The organism is Pseudomonas rhizophila (assembly GCF_003033885.1).
Lineage (GTDB): Bacteria > Pseudomonadota > Gammaproteobacteria > Pseudomonadales > Pseudomonadaceae > Aquipseudomonas > Aquipseudomonas rhizophila.
Genome location: NZ_CP024081.1, coordinates 5,837,798 through 5,864,329, shown reverse-complemented (window position 1 = coordinate 5,864,329; position 26,532 = coordinate 5,837,798). Strand labels below are relative to the sequence as shown.

Annotated in this window: 25 protein-coding genes; 12 read left to right on the top strand and 13 right to left on the bottom strand. The window is 60.1% G+C overall.

Features of this window, described 5'->3' with window-relative positions; translation table 11 throughout:
* Positions 1 to 235 precede the first annotated feature (235 nt).
* From CRX69_RS27125 to CRX69_RS27115, 3 genes are all read right to left on the bottom strand, one after another.
* Positions 236 to 700, bottom strand: a complete 465-nt coding sequence (locus CRX69_RS27125) for an inhibitor of vertebrate lysozyme family protein (RefSeq protein WP_047229795.1) — start codon at positions 698 to 700, stop codon at positions 236 to 238.
* A gap of 2 nt (positions 701 to 702) precedes the next feature.
* On the bottom strand, positions 703 to 867 hold the full coding sequence (locus tag CRX69_RS27120; protein ID WP_003177151.1) for a DUF1328 domain-containing protein: 165 nt from the start codon (positions 865 to 867) through the stop codon (positions 703 to 705).
* Between the two features lie 80 nt (positions 868 to 947).
* Complete coding sequence (locus tag CRX69_RS27115) at positions 948 to 1,229, bottom strand: hypothetical protein (protein ID WP_047229794.1); 282 nt, start codon at positions 1,227 to 1,229, stop codon at positions 948 to 950.
* Positions 1,230 to 1,667: 438 nt separating this feature from the next.
* On the opposite strand from CRX69_RS27115, the gene algB reads away from it, so the two are divergent.
* The gene (gene algB / locus CRX69_RS27110) at positions 1,668 to 3,014 is read left to right on the top strand and encodes a sigma-54-dependent response regulator transcription factor AlgB (protein WP_047229793.1); all 1,347 of its coding nucleotides are present in this window, start codon (positions 1,668 to 1,670) and stop codon (positions 3,012 to 3,014) included.
* Between the two features lie 10 nt (positions 3,015 to 3,024).
* Positions 3,025 to 4,815 (top strand): ATP-binding protein, encoded by a 1,791-nt coding sequence (locus tag CRX69_RS27105; protein ID WP_047229792.1) that lies wholly within the window; start codon positions 3,025 to 3,027, stop codon positions 4,813 to 4,815.
* A 6-nt stretch (positions 4,816 to 4,821) separates the two neighbouring features.
* On the opposite strand, the gene CRX69_RS27100 is transcribed toward CRX69_RS27105, so the two are convergent.
* From CRX69_RS27100 to CRX69_RS27070, 7 genes are all read right to left on the bottom strand, one after another.
* Positions 4,822 to 6,435, bottom strand: coding sequence for an EAL domain-containing protein (locus CRX69_RS27100; RefSeq protein WP_076386507.1), 1,614 nt, complete (start codon positions 6,433 to 6,435; stop codon positions 4,822 to 4,824).
* Positions 6,436 to 6,510: 75 nt separating this feature from the next.
* Entirely contained in the window at positions 6,511 to 7,290 is a 780-nt protein-coding gene (locus CRX69_RS27095) for an N-acetylmuramoyl-L-alanine amidase (protein ID WP_047229791.1), read from the bottom strand.
* A 101-nt stretch (positions 7,291 to 7,391) separates the two neighbouring features.
* Positions 7,392 to 9,464 (bottom strand): GGDEF domain-containing protein, encoded by a 2,073-nt coding sequence (locus CRX69_RS27090; RefSeq protein WP_107323184.1) that lies wholly within the window; start codon positions 9,462 to 9,464, stop codon positions 7,392 to 7,394.
* Entirely contained in the window at positions 9,461 to 10,339 is an 879-nt protein-coding gene (locus CRX69_RS27085) for an endonuclease/exonuclease/phosphatase family protein (protein WP_047229789.1), read from the bottom strand. The genes CRX69_RS27090 and CRX69_RS27085 overlap by 4 nt, the downstream gene beginning before the upstream one ends.
* Positions 10,340 to 10,353: 14 nt before the next feature.
* Complete coding sequence (locus CRX69_RS27080; RefSeq protein ID WP_047229788.1) at positions 10,354 to 10,998, bottom strand: thiol:disulfide interchange protein DsbA/DsbL; 645 nt, start codon at positions 10,996 to 10,998, stop codon at positions 10,354 to 10,356.
* A gap of 198 nt (positions 10,999 to 11,196) precedes the next feature.
* Complete coding sequence (locus tag CRX69_RS27075; RefSeq protein ID WP_047229787.1) at positions 11,197 to 11,805, bottom strand: c-type cytochrome; 609 nt, start codon at positions 11,803 to 11,805, stop codon at positions 11,197 to 11,199.
* Between the two features lie 46 nt (positions 11,806 to 11,851).
* Complete coding sequence (locus CRX69_RS27070; protein ID WP_003196231.1) at positions 11,852 to 12,142, bottom strand: c-type cytochrome; 291 nt, start codon at positions 12,140 to 12,142, stop codon at positions 11,852 to 11,854.
* A 191-nt stretch (positions 12,143 to 12,333) separates the two neighbouring features.
* On the opposite strand from CRX69_RS27070, the gene yihA reads away from it, so the two are divergent.
* Complete coding sequence (yihA, locus tag CRX69_RS27065; protein WP_107323183.1) at positions 12,334 to 12,975, top strand: ribosome biogenesis GTP-binding protein YihA/YsxC; 642 nt, start codon at positions 12,334 to 12,336, stop codon at positions 12,973 to 12,975.
* Between the two features lie 319 nt (positions 12,976 to 13,294).
* On the opposite strand, the gene polA is transcribed toward yihA, so the two are convergent.
* Entirely contained in the window at positions 13,295 to 16,063 is a 2,769-nt protein-coding gene (gene polA / locus CRX69_RS27060; RefSeq protein ID WP_076383148.1) for a DNA polymerase I, read from the bottom strand.
* Between the two features lie 74 nt (positions 16,064 to 16,137).
* Between polA and CRX69_RS27055 the strand changes: the two genes are divergently transcribed.
* Entirely contained in the window at positions 16,138 to 16,425 is a 288-nt protein-coding gene (locus CRX69_RS27055) for a DUF2782 domain-containing protein (RefSeq protein ID WP_047229784.1), read from the top strand.
* Between the two features lie 60 nt (positions 16,426 to 16,485).
* Positions 16,486 to 17,436 carry a homoserine kinase gene (locus CRX69_RS27050; RefSeq protein ID WP_076383149.1) on the top strand — a complete coding sequence of 317 codons (951 nt, stop codon included), beginning with the start codon at positions 16,486 to 16,488 and terminating at the stop codon, positions 17,434 to 17,436.
* 131 nt (positions 17,437 to 17,567) lie between these two features.
* Here CRX69_RS27050 and znuA read toward each other — a convergent pair whose 3' ends face one another.
* Positions 17,568 to 18,497: a zinc ABC transporter substrate-binding protein ZnuA gene (znuA, locus tag CRX69_RS27045; protein ID WP_107323309.1), complete on the bottom strand. Its 930-nt coding sequence runs from the start codon at positions 18,495 to 18,497 to the stop codon at positions 17,568 to 17,570.
* Positions 18,498 to 18,563: 66 nt separating this feature from the next.
* On the opposite strand from znuA, the gene zur reads away from it, so the two are divergent.
* The 4 genes from zur to CRX69_RS27025 are packed head-to-tail and all read left to right on the top strand — an operon-like array spanning position 18,564 to position 21,360.
* Positions 18,564 to 19,046, top strand: a complete 483-nt coding sequence (gene zur, locus CRX69_RS27040; protein WP_047229782.1) for a zinc uptake transcriptional repressor Zur — start codon at positions 18,564 to 18,566, stop codon at positions 19,044 to 19,046.
* Positions 19,046 to 19,828: a zinc ABC transporter ATP-binding protein ZnuC gene (znuC, locus tag CRX69_RS27035; protein ID WP_076383150.1), complete on the top strand. Its 783-nt coding sequence runs from the start codon at positions 19,046 to 19,048 to the stop codon at positions 19,826 to 19,828. The genes zur and znuC overlap by 1 nt, the downstream gene beginning before the upstream one ends.
* A complete protein-coding gene (znuB, locus tag CRX69_RS27030) occupies positions 19,821 to 20,609 on the top strand; it encodes a zinc ABC transporter permease subunit ZnuB (protein WP_047229780.1) in 789 nt (262 codons plus the stop codon). Before znuC ends, znuB begins: the two co-directional genes overlap by 8 nt.
* A gap of 37 nt (positions 20,610 to 20,646) precedes the next feature.
* Positions 20,647 to 21,360 carry a PA5502 family lipoprotein gene (locus tag CRX69_RS27025; protein ID WP_047229779.1) on the top strand — a complete coding sequence of 238 codons (714 nt, stop codon included), beginning with the start codon at positions 20,647 to 20,649 and terminating at the stop codon, positions 21,358 to 21,360.
* A gap of 116 nt (positions 21,361 to 21,476) precedes the next feature.
* On the opposite strand, the gene katE is transcribed toward CRX69_RS27025, so the two are convergent.
* Positions 21,477 to 23,615, bottom strand: a complete 2,139-nt coding sequence (katE, locus tag CRX69_RS27020; protein WP_047229778.1) for a catalase HPII — start codon at positions 23,613 to 23,615, stop codon at positions 21,477 to 21,479.
* Positions 23,616 to 23,880: 265 nt separating this feature from the next.
* On the opposite strand from katE, the gene CRX69_RS27015 reads away from it, so the two are divergent.
* The 3 genes from CRX69_RS27015 (at position 23,881) to CRX69_RS27005 (ending at position 26,415) form a co-directional block, all read left to right on the top strand.
* The gene (locus CRX69_RS27015; protein WP_047229777.1) at positions 23,881 to 24,888 is read left to right on the top strand and encodes a methionine ABC transporter ATP-binding protein; all 1,008 of its coding nucleotides are present in this window, start codon (positions 23,881 to 23,883) and stop codon (positions 24,886 to 24,888) included.
* Entirely contained in the window at positions 24,888 to 25,562 is a 675-nt protein-coding gene (locus CRX69_RS27010) for a methionine ABC transporter permease (protein ID WP_047229776.1), read from the top strand. Before CRX69_RS27015 ends, CRX69_RS27010 begins: the two co-directional genes overlap by 1 nt.
* A gap of 79 nt (positions 25,563 to 25,641) precedes the next feature.
* The gene (locus tag CRX69_RS27005; protein WP_107323182.1) at positions 25,642 to 26,415 is read left to right on the top strand and encodes a MetQ/NlpA family ABC transporter substrate-binding protein; all 774 of its coding nucleotides are present in this window, start codon (positions 25,642 to 25,644) and stop codon (positions 26,413 to 26,415) included.
* Positions 26,416 to 26,532 lie beyond the last annotated feature (117 nt).

Genomic DNA, 26,532 nt, shown 5'->3' with positions numbered 1-26,532 from the left:
ACCGCTCTGGCATGAACTTTACAACGCACGAAGCTCCACGCAAGTTCGCCAGTCGTCATGACTGTGCGAACCTGCGTGGAAGCTTTTTCCTGACCCGGCCCTTTCGCAGGCACCCCTTGTGCCCGTAGGTCACTGCGCCCTTAGACGGGCAGAGCGTCCCGGCCCCCTGGTCATGCATCGGCCCTCTTCGGACTGTGCAGAGGAGAAAAACAACGTGCTTTTCTCGCTTTCAGAATCAGTACCAGTTCGGATCTTTCTTGAGTTGCTCCATTAACAGTTCTTGCATACCTTCATCAGGATTGCCGAGGAACCGGTAATCAGCATGACGTGTCGGCGACTTGTCGGCCGGAAGTCCGGCAGGGACTTCAACCAGCAATGCATAAGCCTCGTCCTTGTCGAAACTGAAAGCGACGAACAAGCGCTTGCTGCGGCATGTCGCCTGGGTTTCGCACAACGGACCGACCAGGTATTTGTCGCCATCTTCCTCGACAGCATTCATCTGCTGCGAATCGCCTGACAGGTTCATCACCCATTCCGGCAGGCGTTCTTCCTTTTTAACCACTTGCTGCCAAGTCTCGACATATTGCGGGTCGGCCTTGAGCAACTGATTGACCCGCATCTGTCCGTCGTTGGCAGCCATGGCCATGGTGCCGCCGCCCAGCAGCAGGGCAGCGACCAATCCTTTGAGTGCGACGCTCATGGTCAGCCTCGGCCGCGGCGGCCAAAGAAGAAGGAAGCGATGAACATCACCAGGAACACGACAAAGAGAATCTTGGCGATGCCCGTGGCGGTGCCTGCGATACCACCGAAGCCCAGTACTGCGGCGATGATGGCAATGATCAGGAAAGTAATTGCCCAGCTCAACATGGTGATTCTCCTTACGCTTTTCTATTTAGTTAGGGTCTTGCAGTGATGGTTCCGGCGCAGTGGACGACCGGTTCATCGAGTTAAAACACCCAGCGCTCCTGGTGGGGCATGCCGTTCACAGACTGATCGACTTCCATCATTCGCATCGAGGCGGAAATATCCGAGAGGCTGCTGACAGCGCTGAAATGAGTTTGCGGGGCGCGCTGAATTGACAACAGAGGCGCTTCAGGCTGTTGGCTCTGATGCCAAAGCATCAACTGCTGGCCAGCCACAAGCGTGATCAGCAGGGCCACTGCTGCCCACAAACCCTGCTGAACATGCAGGGCAGAGATTCGAAACTGAGCGGCACGTTGACGATTCATCCTGAAATTCCTCCCCACCCCGAGTGGTGACCTGGTTGAGGCGCCTTGACGCCACGTTGAGCTAACCATTGCACTCGGCATGCCAGAATTTTTGGCGATATAAATATCTTTAAAATCAATTAGTTATGGATGACTTGCGAGCCAGCCGGAGCGCATCCTGCACGATGGCCACGACAAAGGTCGTGCGTAATGCACGAACGGCGGAGATAGACGCGATAGAATCTTTTTGAATTGCCCGTCGGAAATAGATGTCGGAATGGGCAAGCCATACCGTACGAGGCGGCCGCGGGCGCAAAAAAGGGACCTAAATCAACCTTTTAGGAGTCAGACACTCGCAAGTACGCTGTCGGTGGGTAATATCCCCTCAGAAACGACCATGCAACTTGCCCGATTTTTCTGACACTAACCAACATCATTCATTAAAGGAGCGTAGGAAAAATGGAATCCGCCACTGAGCATCAAGGCCGCATTCTGCTGGTAGACGACGAGTCCGCCATCCTGCGTACATTCCGTTATTGCCTGGAAGACGAAGGCTACAGCGTCGCCACCGCCAACAGCGCTGCCCAGGCGGACACCCTGCTGCAGCGGCAGGTGTTTGACCTGTGCTTTCTGGACTTGCGCCTGGGAGAAGACAACGGCCTTGATGTCCTGGCGCAAATGCGCATCCAGGCACCCTGGATGCGGGTGGTGATTGTCACCGCCCACTCGGCGGTCGACACCGCCGTTGATGCGATCCAGGCGGGCGCCGCCGATTATCTGGTCAAGCCTTGCAGCCCCGATCAACTGCGCCTGGCGACCGCCAAACAGTTAGAGGTGCGCCAGTTATCGGCGCGACTGGAAGCCCTGGAAGGGGAAGTGCGCAAACCCAATGACGGCCTCGACTCCCACAGCCCGGCGATGAAAGTCGTGCTCGAAACCGCTCGCCAGGTCGCCAGCACTGACGCCAACATTCTGATCCTTGGCGAGTCCGGCACCGGTAAGGGCGAACTGGCCCGAGCCATCCATGGCTGGAGCAAACGCGCGAAGAAGTCCTGCGTCACGATCAACTGCCCGTCGTTGACCGCTGAGTTGATGGAAAGCGAACTGTTCGGCCACAGCCGCGGTGCATTTACCGGCGCCAGTGAAAGCACGCTGGGACGGGTCAACCAGGCCGACGGCGGTACGCTTTTTCTCGACGAAATCGGCGATTTTCCCCTGACATTGCAGCCCAAGTTGCTGCGTTTCATTCAGGACAAGGAATACGAACGGGTCGGCGATCCGGTGACCCGTCGTGCCGATGTGCGAATCCTCGCGGCGACCAACCTCAACCTTGAGGACATGGTGCGCGACGGGCGCTTTCGCGAAGACCTGCTGTACCGCCTGAATGTGATTACCCTGCATCTGCCACCACTGCGCGAGCGGGCCGAAGACATTCTGACGTTGGCCGACCGCTTCCTGGCGCGCTTCGTCAAGGAATACGCCCGCCCGGCGCGCGGCTTCAGCGACGAGGCTCGTGAAGCGCTGCTAGGCTATCGCTGGCCTGGCAACATCCGGGAGCTGCGCAACGTGGTCGAGCGCGCCAGCATCATCTGCGCGCAGGAAAAAGTCGAAATCAGCCACTTGGGCATGGCCGAGCAACCCGTCAACAATGCACCGCGAATCGGGGCTGCGCTAAGCCTCGACGAATTGGAAAAGGCGCATATTGGCGCAGTGCTGGCCACGGCCGACACGCTGGATCAGGCCGCCAAGACTCTGGGAATCGATGCCTCCACGCTGTATCGCAAACGCAAGCAGTACAACCTGTGAGCGTCATCTTATGAAACTGGCGATGAAGCTGCGCACACGGCTGTTTCTGAGTATCTCGGCGCTGATTACCGTGGCATTGCTGGGGCTGTTGCTTGGCCTGGTCAGCGTGGTGCAGATGGCCAATACCCAAGAACAATCGGTGCGCGACAACTTCATCCTGCTCGACCTGGGCCTCAAGCTGCGTCAGACCCTGGGCGACCAGTTGATGATCATGCTCGATGAGAAGCCCGACCTGGTGGCTCTGGAAGCATCCAAACGGCAATACTTCGAGTTGCTCGACGAGGGCATCGCCCACGAACAGGTGCTGGACGATTCAGCCGACAGCTTCAGCAAGGCCAAAGCCGATTACATCAGTTTTCTGGAGGCTTTTTCAGCCTCTCGCCAGCTACCGGCCCAACTGTCCGGTATCCAGAACCTCACCGAAAAATTCAACGTGCTGCGCACGGGCTTGATCGACGCGTATCGGCAGGCGCTGAACAACATCAGCGACACCCAGAACAAAGCTCGCGAGCGCGCGTTGCTGATTTCCGGATTACTGGGGCTGGTAGGGTTGGCAGTGCTGATCATCGGCTTCATCACAGCCCACGGTATCGCCCGACGTTTCGGGGCGCCGATCGAGGCGCTGGCGGCGGCGGCGGATAATATCGGTCAGGGCAACTTCGAGGTGACGCTGCCGATCTCCTCGGCCTCGGAATTGAACTTGCTGACCCGACGCTTCGGCATCATGGCCCAGGCTCTGCGCGAGCATCAGGCCACCAACGTCGATGAGCTGCTCGCCGGCCAGCAACGCTTGCAAGCGGTACTCGACAGCATCGACGACGGCTTGCTGATGATCGATCGCCAGGGTCGCCTGGAGCACCTCAACCCGGTGGCCCAGCGTCAATTGGGCTGGGACGAGGAGCGCCTGGGCCAGGGATTGGGCGAGGCGCTGGAACGCAAGGATCTGGATGAGGAACTGCAACTGGTGCTGCGCGGGGGAACGCTGGAGCGGGCGCCGGACGACTTGAGCATCGAAGTGGATGGCGAGTCGCGGTTGCTGACGTATAGCCTCACCCCCGTCAGCCATACCCAGGGGCACATCCTCGGGGCGGTGATGGTGTTGCACGATGTCACCGAACAACGCGCTTTCGAACGGGTGCGCAGTGAGTTCGTGTTGCGCGCGTCCCACGAGCTGCGTACCCCAGTGACCGGCATGCACATGGCGTTCGGCCTGTTGCAGGAGCGCGTGCATTTTCCTGAGGAATCGCGCGAAGCCGATCTGCTCAACACCGTCAACGAAGAAATGCAGCGCCTGATGCAGCTCATCAATGACCTGCTGAACTTCTCCCGCTACCAGAACGGCCTGCAAAAGCTGACGCTGGCACCTTGTTCCATCGAAGAACTGCTGGAGTCGGCCCGGCTGCGGTTTGCCGCACAGGCCCAGGCCAAGGGCATCCAATTGCTCGTGGCGATCCAGGGACCCTTACCGCGCCTGCATGCCGACGCTGCGCAACTGGACCGGGTGCTGGATAACCTGATCGACAATGCCATGCGTCACACGGGCGACCACGGTCAGATCCGCCTGCAGGCCCGTCGTCACGGCGAGCGGGTGATCATCAGCGTCGAGGACAATGGAGAGGGCATTCCCTACGGCCAGCAGGGAAGGATCTTCGAACCTTTCGTCCAGGTCGGTCGCAAAAAGGGCGGCGCAGGGCTGGGGCTGGCGCTGTGCAAGGAAATCGTGCAGCTCCACGGTGGGCGCATGGGCGTTTATTCACGGCCGGGGCAGGGCACCCAGTTCTATATGGCGCTGGCGGTCTGAGTCGGCTCAGGCCTCATCGTCCAGGCGTCGCCCCAACAGGCGCCGGCCGCGGGTAATCAGCTCGATCAACTGCACGGCACTGAGCGCATGGGCAAACAGCCAACCCTGCCCGAAAGTCACGCCTTCGCTGCTCAGGTAAGACGCCTGGGCTTCATGCTCGATGCCCTCGGCAATCACCTTGAGCTCTAACGCGTGGGCCATGCGGATAATATGCGGGGCCACACCGCTGCTGGCGGCATCGTGCCCCAGGGCGTCAATGAAGGCTTTGTCGATTTTCAAGCAGTCCACCGGCAAGGTTTGCAGATAGGCGAGGCTGCAATAGCCCGTGCCAAAATCATCGATCAACACCTGATGCCCGACATCGCGCAGCGATTGCAGATTATCCCGGGCGACCAGGACATCGACCAATCCGCGTTCGGTCACTTCAAAGGCTATCTGGTGCGCCGACACCCGATGCAACGCCAGCAGGCGGGCGATCACTTCGCCGATACGTGGCACCATGACGTCGCACGCTGCCAGGTTCACCGAGATGTAGAGCTGCGGATTGGCCCGCAGCAGCTGACCCAACTGGTCGAACAGGCGTTGCAGCACGAAGTCTGTGATCTGACGGATCTGCCCGGTGTTCTCTGCCATCGGAATGAACAGATCCGGGCTGGTGAGGGTGCCGTCCGGGCGCCGCCAGCGCAACAGGGCTTCAGCACCGACGCAATTGCGACTGCGCAGGTCGAAGATCGGCTGGTACAGCACCTGCAATTCCCCGCGCCGGATGGCCCCGTGCAGCTCGGCGTCCATCGATTGGCGCTGACGCGCCAGCAGGAATACCTGGAAACCAATCCCCAGGCCCAGCATCAGGCTGATGGGCAGCAACCACCAGGCGTTGGAGGGAATATTGAAACCATTGCGTTGAGCAATCAGCACCAGTTGATATTCCGGGCTGTCGGTCTGCATCCGATAGATCAGGCGGTTCTGCGTCACTTGCAATGCATTGCGGCTTTTCGAGGGCCAAGGCTCCGTGGGCGGCCAGTATTGATCGGTGCCCAGCACCGGTATCGCCCGCTCGCCATGATCGAGCACCACAAGCAGGCTACTGCCGGGGGGCAGGTCGACCACGTCGGTCAGATGCCCGCGGGAAGTCGCAACGCGAAAATTGCCACGCCCCAGCATCAATGCAGCACGGTTTTCATCCGGCTCGGTGGTGGTATTGAGCCAGTAGCTGTAGGTCGGGCCCCGGATGTCAGGCGGTCGGATCACCGATAACCCGCTGCGGCGTGGACGATTGGAACAAACCCCGCTGCTATCGATATACGCCGCTTCGTAGACGAAACGGTAGTTGAAGCTGACCTGCTGCAACGTCGCGATCATGTCGTCGTCGCATCTGCGCAACGGCTGGTTTTGCAGATCGTCGAGGCTTTCGCGCAACTGTCCGAAAAGCTGCTCGAGTCGCTGCAGAAAGCGCTCGCCCTGAGCATTCATCTGGTCGCTTTCGCGCTGCTGGATTTGCTGCATCACCACGAACAGACTGGCGCCCAGCAATAGCACGGTACTCAGGACAGCCGCCATCATCGCCAGGAGAAACGGGCGATGGAGCCAGCTTTGCAGGGTTTCGCGGGCAGGCGTCATCATTGGTAATCCGAAAGTTACCAATGAGTTATAGCTTCTGATTTGGATTTAGCCCTGACCGTCGGACGGGCGTCATTATTTTGTCTGGTTGAGCACCTGCAGGATAGCCGCACTTTGCGCATCCGGCATGCCGTCGAACCGGGTCGGCCGGAAGCGCATCTGGAAGGCAGCGAGCACATGATGAGTGGCCACATCCCATTCGCCGGTGCGGGGCGTCGGGTAACCGAAACGGGCCAGCTCGGCCTGGAACCAACTGGCGTTCGGTACCTGCGCCGCGAAAACCGCCTGCTGGCGGATTACCGCCTGCTCGTCTGGCCAAATCCCCACCCCAGCTTGCGCCAGGCGCTTCCAGGGAAACAGCGGCCCAGGGTCAAGCTTGCGCATCGGGGCAATATCGCTATGCCCAATGATGTTGCGCGGGTTGATCCCATTACGCTGGGAGATGTCCTTGAGCAAGGCGATCAAGGCCTGGACCTGAGCTTCGCTGTAGGGATACCAGAGGCGCCCGGTGGGCGTATCGACGAAACCGGGATTGACGATCTCAATGCCGATGGAGCTGGAATTGAGCCAGGTCCGGCCATCCCATTCACTGTCTCCGGCGTGCCAGGCGCGCCGGCCTTCATCTACCAGCTTGTAGACGGTCGCGCTTTTATCATCGCCGATCAGGTAATGCGCACTGACTTCGCCGTGGGTGAGCAAAGCCAGGGACCGCTCCAGGGAAGCGGAAGTGTAATGCAGCACCACGAACTGGATACGGTTGTCATGATTGACTGAAGGGTGGCTGGTATCGAGCCTGGGGCCGCTGGCGCAACCGGCCAGAACCAGTAAGAAGGCAATGAGCGAAAAAAATTTCATGGCAAGGTGCATTACACGCTGGGGGTAATGCAACAGTGTAACGTATCGCGTTGCGATGATCTGGCTCGTATAGCGGGATTCACAAAATGGAACAATTGCCTTCAGCCCCATTCCACTCGGTTGCGCCCGGCATTTTTGGCTCTGTATAGCGCCTGATCGGCTCTTTTAAGCACCGAATCGCTGTGCTCCCCGCTTTTGAACGCGGTCATGCCCACGGACACGGTGATCGTGACCGGCTCACCCTTGAAGTGAAACGGGCAGGCCTCGATGGCTGCGCGCAGGGACTCGGCCAGTCTTGCCCCGGCCGCCAGCGGTGTGTCGGGCACCAGCAGGACAAATTCCTCACCGCCAAAGCGGGCGATAAAATCGCTGCCACGCAAACGTCTGCGCAGCACCGAAGCGATGATCTTCAGCACCCGATCACCTGCCAGGTGGCCGTAGTTATCGTTGATGCGCTTGAAGTGATCCAGATCGAGCATGGCCAGCAGCAGACTGTTGCCGTGCCGCTGCCATTGGGCAACTTCCTGTTCGAGACGCTCGGACCAGGCGGCGCGGTTAGGTAGCCCAGTGAGCGGATCGATAAGCGCTTTTTGCCGCTGCTCTTCAAGATTATCCCGGACAACCTGGGCATCCTGCTCCATCAGCGCGACGCGCTCGGCCAGGCTTTTGAGGCGAGCCGACACTTCCTGCTCGCGCTGATCGCGCTGCTTCTGGTGCTGGTCCATCGTGCCAAGCAGGCCTTCAAGATGGTTCTCCAGCACTTGCTTGAGACCTTCCAGGTCATCAGCTTCCTGCACGCTGCTTTGCAAGCCATCCACCTGCTCGCGAATCTGCGTGTCCATTTCCCGGGAGGCCGACTGGTTATCGGCATGGTCTTCACTGGCTGCCCGTAAACTGCTCTGGAAGGACTCAAGCCGATCATTGAGGCGCTGCAGGTACGCTTCGAATTCATGTTGGCCGGTGTCGGTAATTGCCAGCATGAGCACGGCAAGATCGTCGAGAATTGGCAGTAATTCATACCAGTTCAAGCCATTTTGCAGCCGTTCGCGCATGGCCTCGGCCTGGGGACGATGACGCTCGGGCAGGGTCAGATCGCCCAGCAGGCCCAACAGGGTGTCTTCTATATGCCTGGCCACCGAACTGTAGGACGGCTCCGGTGAGTCGGGCAGTTCATAATGGTCGTCCTCCGGCTCAGACGCTGCCGGCTCGACCGCGGCCGAGGGTTCGACGGGCTCTTCCGGGAGGGGCAGCGACTCGTCCAGCGCTTGCGGCGGCTCCTCGGGCATCAGCTCATCAGGGTTCCCAAGGGCGGGTACCGGCACCGCCTGTTCCGTGGGAATCGGTGCCGGCTCGGTTGCCTCCTCCTGCTCGGTAGCTTCATCTCGTTCCAGAGTCGGCTCGGCAGCTTCGGATACCGGCGACGGAGAGCGTTCTGGATCGGGATCGACCATTGGCGGAATGAACGCGACCGGTTCAGGCGCTTCATCCACCGTTGCCACGGGTCCGGCTAACATTGCCGGGGCTGGAGCTGGAGTTATGACAGGCGCAGCGTCAGTCGCTAACTGTGCCGGTGCCGGCGGTGTCGTTTCCAAAACCGGCACCGCGCTGCGCTGGGCAGGTTCGTGCGGCGGAGGCGCCGCTTCTTCCTGGCCGTGGCCACCAAACAACCGTTGCAGAAGGCCGGGACGATTCGGTTCAGTGGGCGCTTCCAGCACACTCAGCGCCTGGCCCTGCAAGCTGCTCAGTTCACTGAGCAGCAAAGGAATCTCCCGAGCCTGGTCCACCCGGTCTTCCAACTGCTTGGAAAACTTTTTCAAGGGCCGGCTGACTTCCTTTGGCAGCGGCAAGGTTTGCAACTGAGCGACCAGGGAAGTCAATGCGGCGCTCACCTGTTCGACCCGAGTCTCGCGACGCTGCTCGGAATCAAGCACAGCTTTTTCCAGGCGGGGCAAAAGAGCGGCGAGGGCGGCATCCATGTCATCGCTGCGCACCACTTCGCGCATTTCTTTCATGCACTGATCGACCGCCCGGTCAGTGCCTTCGGCGGCCAGCGTACTGCGCACCAGGCCGCGACGCAGCAAGTCGAGCCGAGCCGCCCAGCGGCGCTCGAGCTTTTCTTGCTGTTCGATGCTCTTGAAGTACTTCTCTCTCCAGCGTTCGGCTTCGTCGCTCATTCATGGGATCCGCGAGGGGCAGGACTCAGTGCGGGGAATGCATCCGCCGTGAGCGAACCCGGCAGACGAATTTCGACCGCGACAGGCAGGTGGTCGGAAATGGGGTGAGCCAGCACCTCGAACCGTTCGAGGGTCAAGGTGGGGCTCAACAGAATATGGTCCAGACAGCGCTGGGGGCGCCAGCTGGGGAATGTGGCTTCGAGTTGGGGGGCGAGCAGCCCAAGATCACGCAACGGCGAATTTTGCAGCAAGTCGTTGGCATGGGTATTCATGTCGCCCATCAATACCTGGTGCTTGTAGTCACCAATCAGCTCGCGGATGTAGGCCAGTTGCATCGTTCGGGTACGAGCCCCAAGGGCCAGGTGCATCATGACCACGATCAACGCCTCCGGACCTTCGCCAAAGCGCGCCAGGATCGCTCCGCGTCCCTTGGGACCGGGTAACGGGTGGTCTTCTATCGCCCACGGCCGCAGGCGGCTCAACACACCATTGCTGTGCTGGCCCAGGCGTCCGAGGTTGCGATTGAGTTGTTGGTACCAGTAGGGGAAAGCACCCAGTTGAGCCAGATGCTCCACCTGATTGACGTAGCCCGATCTCAGGCTCCCACCGTCGGCCTCTTGCAAGGCCACCAGGTCGAAATCTTTCAGCAGGTCGCCGATCTTCTGCAGGTTGACGGCGCGTCCGGTGTGCGGCAGCAGATGTTGCCAGCCACGGGTCAGGTAATGCCGGTAACGCTCTGTGCTGATGCCCACCTGAATATTGAAACTGAGCAGCCGCAGACAGTTGTCGGCAGGCAGGCCCGTGGAGGCGATATGATGCTCATTGACCCGCGGTTCATGCAGGCCAACGACGCGTTCGGTGCTCCAGCGGGCCATGGTCAGCGCCGCGCTTAGTTGGCGGCGGCCTTGGTTGCCGCTCGTTCTTTGGCAATCAGCTGGTCGGCCAGCTCCAGCGCCTGGTTAGCACCACCGGCCGAACCGATATCAAAGCGGTATTTGCCGTTGACGACCATGGTGGGTACGCCAGTGATCTCGTATTTCTTGGCAAGTTCTTTGGCTTTGTTGATCTGGCCCTTGATGGCGAAGGAGTTGAACGTCGCCAGAAACTTGTCCTTGTCCACACCTTGGGTGGCGAGGAATTCAGCCATTTCTTCAGGATCGGTCAGACGCTTCTTCTCAACCTGGATCTCATTGAACACTGCAGCGTGAACCTTGTGCTCGACGCCCATGGCTTCGAGGGTCAGGAACATCTGGCCGTGGGCGTCCCATGGGCCGCCGAACATGGCCGGAATGCGTACGAAATTAACGTCCGAAGGCAGTTTCTCGACCCATGGGTTGATGACCGGCTCGAACGCGTAGCAATGCGGGCAGCCGTACCAGAACAGTTCCACCACTTCGATCTTGCCAGGCACGGCCACCGGAACGGGATTGCTCAATTCGACGTAAGGGGCTTTCGATTCCTCGGCGTTGGCTTGGGCGGCCATGCCGAACAGGCTGACAGCGGCGAGCGCGGCGCTGATGATCAGATTACGCATGCTTTACTCCTGGACAATGAGGTGACCTCGCGAGGCGTGTTTTTCAGACAGGCCGTGACGGGTTCAAGTTCGCTAGTGTAACGGTAGCGGCCACAAAAAAGGGCGGCCAAAGCCACCCTTTTGATGTTCGCATCGACAGATTAATCGAGCGTTAACGTTGCAAGAGATGTAAACCCTCACAACGCCCGGCCAACGGTCTTAGTGCAGGCCCTGGATGTAGCTGGCCACCGCCGCGATCTCTTCGTCGCTCAGCTTGCGGGCAATGGTGCGCATCATCGCCTCGCCATCATTGTTACGACCGTCTGCTTCCTTGCGGAAGTCAGTCAGCTGCTTGGCAATGTACTGAGCGTGCTGGCCCCCAAGGTGCGGGAAGCCGGCCGCTGCGTTACCTTTGCCGTCAGGCGAGTGGCAACCGGTGCAAGCTGGAAGCCCCTTTTCCAGGTTGCCTCCGCGAAACAGCGCTTCACCACGTGCGACCAGTTTTGGATCGGCGGCGCCAACGCTGCCCTTCTGGCTGGCGAAATAAGCCGCCATGTCCGCCAGGTCCTGATCGTTCAGGTTGGTCAGCAGGCCGGTCATTTCCAGCACGACACGCTTGCCGTCCTTGATGTCCTTCAACTGCTTGGTCAGGTAACGCTCGCCCTGGCCCGCCAGTTTTGGAAAGTTTGGTGCCATGCTGTTGCCATCCGGACCATGGCAGGCCCCACATACGGCGGCTTTCGCCTGGCCGGCGGCGGCATCGCCAGCGGCATGGGCTACGCCGGATATCCCCAATGTCAACAGCAGACTCACGATCAGTTTGTTCATCAGCTAATCCAACTACGGCTAAGGGTTAAAGAGTTATGGACCGGGTTTACTCGCTCATCCACTGGATGATGGCTCGGTAATCCTCGGCACTGCAGTCCATGCACAAACCACGCGGCGGCATCGCCTTGAAACCCTGGGTCACGTGTTGCACCAGCGTCTCCATACCTTTCGCCAACCTCGGCGTCCAAGCTTCCTGATCACCCTTGCGGGGTGCCATGGGGAGTTGGCCGGAATGACAGGCACCACAAACACGGTTGTACACAGCTTCCGGATCCTGTGTAGCCTGAGCGCTGTAAAGCGGCATCAAGACACCGGCAGCTAGCAGCCATTTCGTCATAAAACGACCTTTTCAGGGTTGAGAGCGAGCTGCGTTCTAGTGCGCAATTTCAGTCGGTCGCTCCCGTGAGCTTCATCCTACGCTGGGACAAAGCGCACACAAAATCTGCGGCATTATATACTGGCGTCACTGAAACGGAAACGACACAGCTTGCCGCGTCCATTCCCGACGCCACCCACATCGGAAATCCCATGCAACTGAAGAACCCCATCCTTGGCCTGTGCCAACAGTCCACCTTCATGCTCAGCGCCGCCAAAGTCGATCAATGCCCCGACGACGAAGGCTTTGAAGTGGCTTTCGCCGGGCGTTCCAATGCCGGTAAATCCAGCGCGCTGAACACCCTGACCCATGCAAGCCTGGCACGCACCTCGAAAACTCCGGGCCGCACGCAGCTCTTGAACTTCTTCAAGCTAGACGATGAACGCCGTTTGGTCGACCTGCCCGGCTACGGCTACGCGAAAGTACCGATTCCGCTCAAGCAGCATTGGCAGCGCCATTTGGAAGCCTATCTGGGCAGCCGCGAGAGTTTGAAAGGCTTGATTCTGATGATGGACATCCGCCATCCGATGACCGACTTCGATCTGCTGATGCTCGACTGGGCTGTCGCCAGCGGCATGCCGATGCACATCCTGCTGACCAAGGCAGACAAGCTCACCTACGGCGCAGCCAAGAACACCCTGCTCAAAGTGCAGTCGGAAATTCGCAAAGGGTGGGGCGAGACGATCACCATCCAGTTGTTCTCGGCGTCCAAGCGCATGGGCCTGGAAGAGGCCTACACTGTATTGGCCGACTGGATGGAATTGGCAGACAAGGGCAGCGAAGAGGCGGAATAAGCCAAATCGCGGGCAAAAAAAACCCCGGACTTCGTATGGGGAGGGGGAAGTTCGGGGTCCAAGTTCCGGACCGCTAGGGCGGGGTCCAGATATCTGCCAACACTTAACACAACATAGGAGCATTGAAGGGCTTCACCAGCCTTTCAGAAACTCTGAGTAGCAATTCACGGTTTTAGTTCAGATTATTTTTGGAAATAACCTTAGGAATTTTCCGAACTAATGAGGCCAGGATTCGATTTGGCGAGGGGATTTCCCTCGCCACAGGGCCTACCATATATCCCTGACCCACACAGGTCCCCGCAATTTCAGCAGTTGAGACTCAGTGCGCCTCATCCCAGTTATTGCCCACGCCCACTTCCACCAGGAGCGGCACATCCAGCGTGGCGGCGGCACTCATGTGCTGGCGAATTTCCTCGCGCACCTGGTCGACCAGATCCTCGCGCACCTCCAGCACCAATTCGTCGTGGACCTGCAGGATGACCTTGGCATCCAGCCCCGACGCAGTCAGCCAGCGATCAACCGCCACCATGGCTTTCTTGATGATATCTGCCGCAGTGCCCTGCATCGGCGCGTTGATGGCCGTGCGTTCTGCGCCTTTGCGCAAAGCCGGATTTTTCGCGTTGATATCCGGCAGGTACAACCGACGCCCGAAAATGGTTTCGACGTAACCTTGCTCGGCTGCCTGGGCACGAGTGCGCTCCATGTAGGCCAGTACGCCTGGGTAGCGGGCAAAGTAGCGGTCGATGTAAGCCTGGGACTGCTTGCGATCCACACCGATCTGCTTGGCCAGACCGAAAGCACTCATGCCGTAGATCAGGCCGAAGTTGATCGCCTTGGCGCTGCGGCGCTGGTCATGAGTGACGGCGTCCAGCTCTACGCCGAAAACCTCGGCGGCGGTGGCCCGGTGCACATCCAGATTATTGCGGAAGGCGTGGAGCAGGCCTTCATCCTTGGCCAGGTGCGCCATGATCCGCAGTTCGATCTGCGAGTAGTCCGCCGCCAGCAGCTTGTAGCCTTTCGGCGCAACGAATGCCTGACGAATCCTGCGGCCTTCGGCGGTGCGAATCGGAATGTTCTGCAGGTTGGGGTCGATCGAGGACAGTCGCCCGGTAGCGGCGACCGCTTGCTGATAATTGGTATGGACGCGGCCCGTGCGGCTGTTGATCTGCTCTGGCAGGCGGTCGGTGTAGGTGCTCTTGAGCTTGCTCAGCGAGCGGTACTGCATCAATACCTTGGGCAGCGGATAATCCTGCTCGGCCAGCTCGGCCAGCACCGCTTCGGCGGTAGACGCCTGGCCCTTGGCGGTTTTGCTGAGCACCGGTAAGCCAAGTTTTTCGTAGAGGATCACCCCCAGTTGCTTGGGTGAACCCAGGTTGAATTCCTCCCCGGCGATGGCAAATGCCTCGCGTTCCAGAGCCACGAGCTTCTCGCCCAACTCAACGCTCTGCACCCCCAGCAGGTTGGCATCGACCAGCGCACCCTGGCGCTCAATGCGTGCCAGGACCGGCATCAGCGGCATTTCGATTTCGTTGAGCACCTTGCCCAGACTTGGCGTGGCAGCCAGTTTTTCCTGCAAGGCCTGGTGCAGGCGGAAAGTCACGTCCGCATCTTCGGCGGCGTAAGGGCCGGCCAGTTCCAGGGCAATCTGGTCAAAGGTCAGCTGTTTGACGCCTTTGCCGGCGATGTCCTGGATATCGGTCTTGCTTTGTCCCAGGTACTTGAGCGCCAGGCTGTCCATGTCGTGACGGGTTGCTGTGGAGTCCAGTACGTAGGACTCAAGCATGGTGTCGAAGGCAATGCCTTGCACAAGAATGCCGTTGTTTTGATCACCACCGATGGCGCAGTTGGCCAGGATGTTGGTTTCGAATTTGGCATGCTGGCCGACCTTGAGCTTGTTCGGGTTCTCCAGCAATGGCTTGAGCGCCTTGAGCACCGTGTCGCGATCCAGTTGCTCCGGCACGCCCATGTAGGAATGGGTCAAGGGAACGTAGGCCGCCTCAAAGGGCGCGACGGCAAACGACAACCCTACGAGTTGCGCATGCTGGGCGTCGTTACCATTGGTTTCGGTGACGAAAGCAAACAGCGGCGCCTGTTCAAGCTTGGCGAGCCAGGCGTCGAAACGTGCCTGGTCGAGAATGATCTCGTACTTGGCCTCAGCGGCGCCGGGTTGTTCGTCGGCAGCTTCGACGATCTCCTGACCGGCACGCTTGGCATCGCGCTGGTTTTCTTCGAACCAGCTCTTGAACTCCAGCAACGTATACAGCTCGGCGAGTTTCTCGTGATCCGGCTGGCCCATTTGCAGGTCGTCGAGACCGACATCCAACGGCACGTCGGTCTTGATGGTCGCCAGCTCGTAGGAGAGGAGGGCCATTTCCTTGTGTTCTTCGAGTTTGGCGGCCAGGGTCTTGGCGCCACGAATCGGCAAGGTGGCGACGATGTCCAGTTGCGCATACAGCTCGGTCAGGCCGCCATTGACGCCCACCAGCAGGCCCGAGGCGGTCTTCGGACCGATTCCCGGAACACCGGGAATGTTGTCGGAAGAATCGCCCATCAGTGCCAGATAATCGATGATCTGCTCCGGAGCGACGCCAAACTTCTCCTTCACGCCAGCCACGTCCAGGGCGCTACCGGTCATGGTGTTGACCAAGGTAATGTGCCCGTCAACCAGTTGCGCCATGTCTTTGTCGCCGGTGGAGATCACCACCGGACGGTCGGCTGCGGCGCTGCTGCGGGCCAGGGTGCCGATCACGTCATCGGCTTCGACGTTGTCCACGCACAGCAGCGGGAAGCCCAGGGCCTTGACGCTGGCATGCAGCGGCTCAATCTGCACGCGCATGTCGTCGGGCATGCTGGGGCGGTTGGCCTTGTATTCGGCGTACAGCTCATCGCGAAAGGTCCCACCCTTGGCATCGAACACCACGGCGAACGGGCTGTCCGGATACTGTTTGCGCAGGCTCTTGAGCATGTTCAGCACGCCCTTGACCGCGCCTGTCGGCAGGCCTTTGGAGGTGGTCAACGGTGGTAGCGCGTGAAAGGCGCGATAAAGATAAGAAGAACCGTCCACCAGGACGAGGGGGGCTTGGCTCATGAGCAGGATCAACCTTTTCGGCGGGTCCGGGGCTAGAATAGCGGGACCGTTGACGACAAAGGGACAAGGTTATCATGCGTACACTAAATCGCCTGTTACTGGCTGGCTTGTTTGCAATCACCCCGCTGGCCGTCATGGCGGCGGACGACGCCCCCTCGGCGGACCCGGATGTCACCATCCGCACCGAAGGCGATAGGACCATTCAGGAGTACCGGCAAAACGGCTTTCTGTACGCGATCAAGGTCACGCCCAAGAACGGCAAGCCTTATTTCCTGGTCCGTGCCGATGGCAGCGACGGGAATTTCATCCGCTCGGATCAGCCGGATATGCTGATTCCATCGTGGAAAATCTTTGAGTGGTAATACCGCTCTCGACTTCAACCGGCGCTCGCTGATGGGCGCCCGTACTGGCAGTTTTTAACCATGTCTGTGTTCACTCCCCTGGCTCGGCCCGAGCTGGAAACCTTTCTCGCCCCTTATGGGCTCGGCCGCCTGCTTGATTTCCAGGGGATCGCCGCCGGCAGCGAAAACACCAATTTTTTTATCAGCCTGGAGCAGGGTGAATTTGTCCTGACCCTGGTGGAACGCGGCCCGGTGCAGGAAATGCCCTTCTTCATCGAGCTGTTGGATGTACTGCATGACGCCGACCTGCCGGTGCCTTACGCCTTGCGTACCACCGACGGCGTTGCGCTGCGAGAACTGGCTGGCAAGCCGGCGCTGCTGCAACCGCGCCTGGCCGGCAAGCACATCAAGCAGGCCAACGCACAGCATTGCGCCCAGGTGGGGGAGTTACTGGCCCATCTGCACCTGGCGACCAAGAACAACATGATCAAGCGCAAGACTGATCGCGGCCTGGACTGGATGCAGGAGGAGGGCGCGAAGCTGTTGTCGCACCTGGATGCCGAACCCCGTCGGTTGCTGGAGGCTGCGCTGGATGAAATCGCCCAACAGAAGGAAAAAATTCTGGCGCTGCCCCGGGCCAACATCCACGCGGACCTGTTCCGCGACAATGCGATGTTCGAGGGCACACACCTGACCGGGCTGATCGACTTTTATAACGCCTGCTCCGGGCCAATGCTGTATGACGTTGCCATCGCCCTGAACGACTGGTGTTCGGATGACAACGGTGTGCTCGATGGCCCACGGACGCGGGCCTTGTTGGGGGCTTATGCTGCGCTGCGCCCATTCACCGCTGCCGAGGCCGAGTCATGGCCGACGATGCTGCGCGTGGCATGCGTGCGCTTCTGGCTGTCACGGTTGATCGCCGCCGAGTCTTTTGCCGGGCAGGATGTACTGATCCACGATCCAATGGAGTTTCAGCAGCGCCTGGCGCAGCGGCAGACGGTCAGTGCGATGTTGCCGTTCGCCCTCTGACGCAACTGAATGCCTCTGTGGCGAGGGAGCTTGCTCCCGCTGGGGTGCGTGCGCAGCAGCCCTAAGATTTTGCGGTCGCTGCGCAACCGAGCGGGAGCAAGCTCCCTCGCCACAGGGTTTGCGCTCGGCAGTTATAGCGACTCCAGGCACCCCGCCAGATCATTCCCCAACTTCTCCAGCAACTGCTCATACCCTTGCGCCGTCGCAGGGGTATAGCCGCCCAGCGCATCCAACTCCGCCAATTTCACCGGTAACCCGGCCACCAGGGTTTCGGCCAGGCGCGGGCGCAGGGGCGGTTCGCTGAAGACGCACGTCTTGCCCACGGCCTGCAAGCGATTGCGCATCGCCGCCACGTGTTGGGCGCCGGGCTGGACTTCGGTGGCCACGGCAAAAACTCCGGCGTGCTTGAGGCCGTAGTGGTCTTCGAAATAGTCGAACGCTTCGTGGAACACGAAATACGGCTTGCCCGCGACGCCGGCCAGACGGGTCTTCAAACGCGCATCCAGCGCATCGAGACGCTGGTTGAAACCCTTGAGGTTGCTTTGATAGCGGCTGGCATTGGCCGGATCGGCCGCGCTGAGGTCGGCAGCCATCTTGGCGGCAATCACCCGGGCATTGGTTGGCGAGAGCCACAGATGGGCATCGATGGTGCCGGGGCGATGGTCGTGATCATGCTCATCGGCGTCATGCTCATCTTCGGCGTGGGAATGACTGTCCTGGGCGAAGTGACGCAGCTTGAGTCCGGGCACATCCTGCACCGCGACGGACGGCAACGTACGACCGTTCAGCACGCGCGGCAGGAAACTTTCCATGTCGGGGCCAATCCAGTAGAGCAAATCCACCGACTGCACCTTCCGTACGTCGGAAGGCCGCAGGGCGTAATGGTGAGGTGAAGCGCCGGGCGGCAGCAGGACCTCAGGAACCGCCACGCCGTCCTGCACCGCGGCGGCAATCAGTTGCAATGGCTTGATGCTGGTAAGCACTTTGACTTCGGCCTGGGCCGGGCCGATCAGCAGAAAACTGGCGACAAAAGCGACAAAGATCGAAAAATTTCGGGACACGATGACCACTCGGAGAGGCGAGAACGGGTAACATAATAACGTCTCTCACTAAAATCGTCGCTGCCCATGCCTATTACGCCCCTTGCCAGTCGTCCCCATGACCATTCTCACTGCGTGCACACCGCGCTGTCCGAGGCCGACGCCATCTGTGCGCGCCAAGGGTTGCGCCTGACCGCTTTGCGTCGACGCGTGCTGGAGCTGGTCTGGCAAAGCCACAAGCCGCTGGGCGCCTACGACATACTCGCGGTGCTCAGTGAGCAGGACGGCCGCCGCGCCGCGCCGCCCACGGTTTATCGGGCGCTGGATTTCCTGCTGGAAAACGGCCTGGTGCATCGCATCTCGTCGTTGAATGCCTTCGTTGGCTGCAATCATCCGGAACACGCGCACCAGGGCCAGTTCCTGATCTGTCGCGAATGCCACGCAGCCATCGAGCTGGAGCAGAAGTCCATCAGCGATGCCATCGTTGCCAGCGCCAAAGAAGTGGGTTTCGTGGTTGATACCCAGACCGTCGAAGTGGTCGGGCTCTGCTCCGGTTGCCAGGGGGCCTGATGAGCAATGCGTTGATCCGTCTCGAGCACGTAGGCGTGACGTTCGCCGGCCAGAGCGTGCTGGATAACATCTACCTGAGCGTCGAGCCGGGGCAGATCGTCACCCTGATCGGCCCCAACGGCGCCGGCAAGACGACTCTGGTGCGTGCCGTTCTGGGGTTGCTCAAACCCGACAGCGGCAGCGTCTGGCGCAAGCCGAAGCTGCGGGTCGGTTACATGCCGCAAAAGCTTCATGTGGACCCGACGCTGCCCCTGTCGGTCCTGCGCTTCTTGCGCCTGGTGCCTGGCGTGGATCGCGCACGGGCCCTGGCGGCGCTCAACGAAGTCGGTGCCGAACAGGTGATCGACAGTCCGGTACAAAGTGTTTCCGGCGGTGAAATGCAGCGCGTGTTGCTGGCTCGCGCTCTGCTGCGCGAACCCGAGCTGCTGGTGCTCGACGAGCCCGTACAAGGGGTCGACGTGGCCGGTCAGGCCGAGCTGTACAGCCTGATCACCCGCCTGCGCGACCGTCACCGCTGCGGCGTGCTGATGGTTTCCCATGACCTTCACCTGGTCATGAGCACCACTGACCAGGTGGTCTGCCTCAATCGCCACGTCTGCTGTTCCGGGCATCCCGAGCAGGTCAGCGGCGATCCGGCATTCGTCGAACTGTTCGGAAAGAACGCACAAAGCCTGGCGATTTATCACCACCATCACGATCACGCCCATGACCTGCATGGTTCGGTGGTCAGCGACTCGTCTGTTACTACCCATGTTCATGGAGATGGCTGCAAGCATGGCTGATTTTCTGTTGTACGCCCTGCTCGCAGGCCTGGCCCTCGCGATGGTGGCCGGCCCCCTGGGCTCGTTCGTGGTCTGGCGGCGCATGGCCTATTTCGGCGATACCTTGTCCCACGCGGCCTTGCTGGGCGTGGCCCTGGGCTTTTTGCTGGACGTCAGCCCCGCAGTGGCGGTGACCGTCGGCTGCCTGTTGCTGGCGGTGCTGCTGGTGACGCTGCAACAGCGTCAACCGCTGGCGTCCGACACGCTGCTGGGCATTCTGGCGCCCAGCACCCTGTCTCTCGGGCTAGTGGTACTAAGCTTCATGCATGACGTGCGGATTGATCTGATGGCCTACCTGTTTGGTGATCTGCTTGCCATCAGCCCCATGGATCTTTCGTGGATCCTGGGTGGCAGCGCGGCCGTCCTGCTGCTGCTGGTAGCGCTCTGGCGCCCGTTGCTGGCGGTTACTGTGCATGAGGAACTGGCGCGGGTCGAAGGCTTGCCCGTGGTGGGTTTGCGGCTGGCGTTGATGCTGTTGATTGCGGTGGTCATTGCCGTGGCGATGAAAATCGTCGGTGTATTGCTGATTACTTCTTTGCTGATTATCCCGGCAGCCGCAGCACAGCGGCACGCCCGCTCCCCGGAGCAGATGGCCCTGGGCGCCAGCCTGCTGGGCATGCTCGCAGTATGCGGCGGGCTGGCGCTATCGTGGTTCAAGGACACCCCGGCCGGGCCGTCGATTGTGGTCAGCGCCGCCGCGCTATTTCTGCTGAGTTTTGTCCTGCCCCGCCGAGGGGTGTAGACTTGCTCGCTTTTTGCGCAAATAGAGAGTCGCAGGAATGAAGCCGTTCGCCTCCCGTTATCTGCTCCTTGTCGCATTTTCCCTGCTGCTGGGCGCCTGCCAGAGTTCGCCGCCAGTCGCCGAGGCCCCCGACACCCGGGGCCCGGCCCTCGCGCAGTTTGAACAAAGTCTGGCCGGCAATGAGCTGGCCACTGCTGAAGACCAGCTGGCCGCCTTGCAGGCCCAGTCGCCGGAAGACCCGGCGCTGGAACCCTACCAACGGCAACTGGCCGAGGCGTATCTGCGCCGCAGCCAAATTGACCTGCAAAAAGGCGATGTAAACGCCGCCGCCACCGCCCTGAGCCGAGCCCGAGCCTTGATGCCCAAGGCGCCGGCGCTCTCCGGTGAGGTCAACAGCGCCATTGCCGAGGCCCGCAAGGTCGAGCTGGAAAAAGCCGAGGCCGCCCTCAAGGCCGCTGAAGCCAAACCGGTCGCCAAAGTGATCGACCCGAGTGCTGAAAGCACGACAGTTGCGCTGAATATCGGCGATATCCAGAAAATGCGTCGACAACTGGATGCCATTGCCGCCGACGTGGTGAATTTTCAATGTGACGTCAGCATCCAGGCGCCGCGTACCGACGATTATCCGTGGTTGGCGACTTTGCTGACCAAGCGGGTCAAGAAACTGGACCCGGGGTTTGATTTGAAACTGCAGAAGCAGATTCTGCGCAACGTACCGGCGCAAATGGTGCTGACACCGCGCAATCCCTAAAAAGCATCGCGAGCAGGCTCGCTCCCACATGAGGCTTTGTGATCGACACAAAACCACTGTGGGAGCGAGCCTGCTCGCGATAGCGTCCTACCAACAAAAGCTCTGTCAGCCGCCCATCAAGCCGGAATCGCCTTGGCCTTAGGCTCCCGCGCCCACACCCGATGTTGGGCAATAGCGTCGAAGAATGCCGGGAACTGGCTGGCATCCGCGTCGGGAATCAGCCCCGCATCCGCCTCCAGCTTCAACAGCACCAGCAATTGCCGGGCCTCGCCGTTGAGCGCGATGGCTTTCAGGTGCTTGTAGGCTTCCAGTACGTAATGCAACGCCACGCCGTCCGCACTCAAGGCTTTGATCGATTCCGCGCCACCTGGGACGAACACCGCATCAAAGGCAATGGACGGCATACCTTCCATGGACGCATCCACCGGCAGTTTTTGCCCAGCGGCTGTGGTGACGGGGGCGGAGGTCGGCCCCAGCACTTTGGCGTGAGCTCCCTTGGCTTCCAAGGCTTGCTTGAGCGCATCGATAATCGCTCCATCGACACCGTTGGCCACCAGCACAGCCACCTTACGGGTCTTGATGTCCCCGGACAGCAGGTTCGCCTGACTCAAGGCGGGGGATTGTTCCAACGAAGGTTTCGGTACGTCCACGGTGCAGGCGGTCGGTGCTGGCAGCCCGAGGTTTATTGCCACCCGCTCGGCCAACTTCAGATCAATGTTGGCGAGGATTTCATTGACCTGTCGTGCCCGAATGAACTCCCGCTCCACCTTGCCCAGTTCGAAACTGTAGGCGGCGATGATGTGTTCCTGCTCGTGGGGGCTCATGCTGTTGTAGAACAGCCGCGCTTGGGAAAAGTGATCGCCAAACGACTCGCTGCGTTGACGAATCTTGTGGGCATCAATGCGCTCTGGATAACTTTCGAAGCCGCCGTCCTGCGGGCCGGGCGGGGTTTCCTTCGGCCAGCCGCCATCGATGGAGTTCGGCTCGTAGGAAGCGCGGCCCTTGTCGATGGTGGTGCGGTGCATGGCGTCACGCTGGCCGTTATGCACCGGGGTAATCGCCCGGTTGATCGGCAGCTCATGAAAATTCGGCCCACCGAGTCGGCTGATTTGCGTATCGGTGTAGGAAAACAGCCGGCCTTGCAGCAGCGGATCATTGGTGAAATCGATGCCCGGCACGATATGCCCAGGGCAGAACGCGACTTGCTCGACCTCGGCAAAGAAGTTATCCGGGTTGCGGTTCAATACCATCTTGCCCAGGGGCGTGATAGGAACGAGCTCTTCGGGAATGAGCTTGGTGGGGTCGAGGAGGTCGAAGTCGAACTTATGCTCGTCTTCCTCGGGGACAATTTGTACGCCAAATTCCCATTCCGGGTAGTCCCCCATCTCGATCGATTCCCAAAGATCGCGACGGTGGTAGTCGGTATCTTTACCGGCGAGCTTCTGCGCTTCGTCCCACACCAGCGAACAGGTGCCGACTGTGGGGCGCCAGTGGAATTTGACGAAGCTGCTCCGGCCCTCGGCGTTGATCATGCGGAAGGTGTGTACGCCGAAACCCTGCATGGACCGCAGGCTTTTGGGAATGGCCCTGTCAGACATGGCCCAAATCACCATATGGGCCGACTCCGGCACCAGCGAGACAAAATCCCAGAAGGTGTCGTGGGCCGAACCGCCCGTAGGAATTTCATTATGGGGTTCGGGTTTCACCGCATGGACGAAGTCTGGAAACTTCACCGCATCCTGGATGAAAAACACCGGCATGTTGTTGCCCACCAGGTCGAAGTTGCCTTCGTCGGTAAAGAACTTCACCGCAAAGCCCCGCACATCTCGCACGGTGTCGCCGGATCCTCGTGGACCTTGCACCGTGGAAAAACGCACAAATACCGGCGTTTTTTTGCTCGGATCCTGTAGGAAACCAGCCTTGGTCAGCGCCGAATGCGCTTCATAACTCTGAAAGTAGCCATGGGCGCCGGTGCCGCGGGCGTGGACAATACGCTCCGGGATGCGCTCATGGTCAAAATGCGTGATCTTCTCACGCATGATGAAGTCTTCCAGCAATGAAGGCCCGCGCGCCCCGACCCGGAGGGTGTTCTGGTTGTCGGCAATCTTCACGCCCTGATTGGTGCGTAGCGCCTGCTCGGTGGCGTCGGAGCGAAACTGTTCCAGGCTTTCAAGCTTGGCGTTGGTGTTGCCGCGATCCAGCGTGTCGGTCCCGGCCAGTTGGCTCTCGGTGCCGGTGGGCTTGTTGGTACTCATCAGACATAACTCCTCGTTGCGATCCCCGCCGTGGCCAGGACTCTTGAGTTCGATGCCGCAGGCACGGTACCCGGGCATTTTCGAGTTGCTTAGTGAGTGACCGATACCGATTCGCCGCGTTCCTTTTTTATGTCCTTTGATCGCCTTATTGCCAAATGGCTGGTTCAATCGCAAATAAATGCTAAGAACCTCTATACGGACAGGCTAAAATGCGCGCCCGGCTAACCGCTGATCCTTTTCCAACGCGCCCCACAAGGTTCGCTACGTGATCGAGTTTCAAAACGTCCATAAAACCTACCGGGTCGCCGGTAGGGATATCCCCGCCCTGCACCCGACCAGTCTGACGATTGAGAACGGTCAGGTCTTCGGCCTGATTGGCCATTCCGGTGCGGGAAAAAGTACCCTGTTGCGCCTGATCAATCGCCTGGAAGACTCCAGCGGCGGCAAGATCATCGTCGACGGCGAGGAAGTCACTGCCCTGGACGCCGGCGGCTTGCGGCGTTTCCGTCAGCAGGTCGGGATGATTTTCCAGCACTTCAATTTGCTGGCGTCCAAGACCGTGGCCGACAACGTGGCGCTGCCACTGACGCTGGCGGGTGAATTGTCCCGCAGCGAAATCGACCAGCGCGTCGCCGAATTGCTGGCGCGGGTGGGCTTGTCCGACCACGCCAAAAAATACCCGGCGCAGTTGTCCGGTGGCCAGAAGCAGCGCGTCGGCATCGCCCGCGCCCTGGCGACCAAGCCCAAGATCCTGCTGTGCGATGAAGCCACCAGCGCACTGGACCCACAAACCACCGCATCGGTGTTGCAACTGCTGGCGGAAATCAACCGCGAGCTGAAGCTGACCATCGTGCTGATCACCCATGAAATGGACGTGATCCGCCGCGTCTGCGATGAAGTGGCGGTGATGGACGCCGGCGTGATCGTCGAGCAAGGACCCGTGGCCGAGGTCTTCTTGCATCCCAAGCACCCGACCACCAAGCGTTTCGTCCAGGAAGACGAGCAGATCGACGAAAGCGAACAGCGCGACGACTTTGCCCACGTACCAGGGCGCATCGTGCGCCTGACGTTCCAAGGCGAAGCGACCTACGCGCCATTGCTCGGCACCGTCGCCCGGGAAACCGGCGTGGACTACAGCATTCTGGCCGGTCGTATCGACCGCATCAAAGACACCCCCTACGGGCAACTGACCCTCGCCGTCACCGGCGGTGACATGGAGGCGGCATTCGCCCGCTTCACCGCGGCTGACGTCCACATGGAGGTGCTGCGCTGATGGAACTGTTGAATTCATTCTTCGCCAACATCGATTGGCTGGAAATCTGGCTGGCGACCGGCGACACCCTGCTGATGCTCTTTGGCTCGCTGCTTTTCACCGTGCTACTCGGCCTGCCGCTGGGCGTGTTGTTATTCCTCTGCAGCCCGCGCCAGTTGCTCGAAGCCCGCGGCGTTTATGCGCTGCTGTCGCTGATCGTCAACATCTTGCGCTCGCTGCCGTTCATCATCCTGTTGATCGTGATGATCCCGTTCACGGTATTGATCACCGGCACCTCCCTGGGCGTGGCCGGCGCGATTCCGCCACTGGTGGTCGGCGCAACACCGTTCTTCGCCCGCCTGGTGGAAACCGCCTTGCGCGAAGTCGATCGCGGCATCATCGAAGCGACCCAGGCCATGGGCGCGACCACGCGGCAGATCATCGTCAACGCCTTGCTGCCGGAAGCCCGTCCAGGCATTTTTGCCGCGATTACGGTGACAGCGATTACGCTGGTGTCCTACACGGCCATGGCCGGTGTGGTCGGTGCCGGTGGTTTGGGTGACCTGGCGATCCGTTTCGGTTACCAGCGCTTCCAGACCGATGTGATGGTGGTCACGGTGGTGTTGCTGCTGGTGCTGGTCCAGGTCCTGCAAACCGTGGGCGACAAACTGGTTGTGCATTTCTCTAGAAAGTAAGGCCTCGCGGCCAATAAACCATGAGCCGGCCATTCGCTGGCAGGCGCCGAGAGCGGGCGCCCCACAAGGAGTTAGCTGAATGAAAAAACTACTGGTTGCCTTCGCTGCCGCCGCAGCATTTTCCGTCCACGCCGCCGAGACCCTGACCGTCGCGGCGACGCCGGTGCCGCACGCGGAAATCCTCGAATTCGTCAAACCGGCCCTGGCCAAAGAAGGCGTGGACCTCAAGGTCAAAGTCTTCACCGACTACATCCAGCCGAACGTCCAAGTCGCCGAAAAGCGCCTGGACGCCAACTTCTTCCAGCACCAGCCGTACCTGGATGAGTTCAACAAAGCCAAGGGCACCCACCTGGTGAGCGTGACCGGCGTGCACCTGGAACCTTTGGGCGCGTACTCCAGCAAGTTCAAGACACTGGCAGAAGTGCCAGGCGGTGCCAACGTGGTCATCCCTAACGACGCCACCAACGGCGGCCGTGCGCTGTTGCTGCTGGCGAAGCACGGGGTGATCACGCTGAAGGATTCCAACAACATCCTGTCGACGACCAAGGACATTGTTGAGAACCAGAAGGATTTGAAGTTCCGTGAGCTGGAAGCCGCGACCATTCCGCGGGTGCTGACTCAGGTGGATCTGGCGTTGATCAATACCAACTATGCGTTGGAGGCCAAGCTTGATCCGTCCAAGGATGCGTTGGTGATTGAAGGGAACGACTCGCCGTATGTGAATATTCTGGTTGCCCGTGAGGACGACAAGAACAGTGAGGCGATGAAGAAGCTGGCGGCGGCGCTGCATACGCCGGAAGTGAAGGCTTTTATTCTTGAGAAGTACAAAGGGGCGGTTTTGCCGGCGTTTTGATCTGATCGGGTGGTAAAAAAAACGGGGCTGCGTGGGAATGCAGGCCCGTTTTTTGGTTTGGAATGTCGATGGGACGATGGGCAGGAAGTTTACTTCCACTCAGTGAGAGGAATAGAT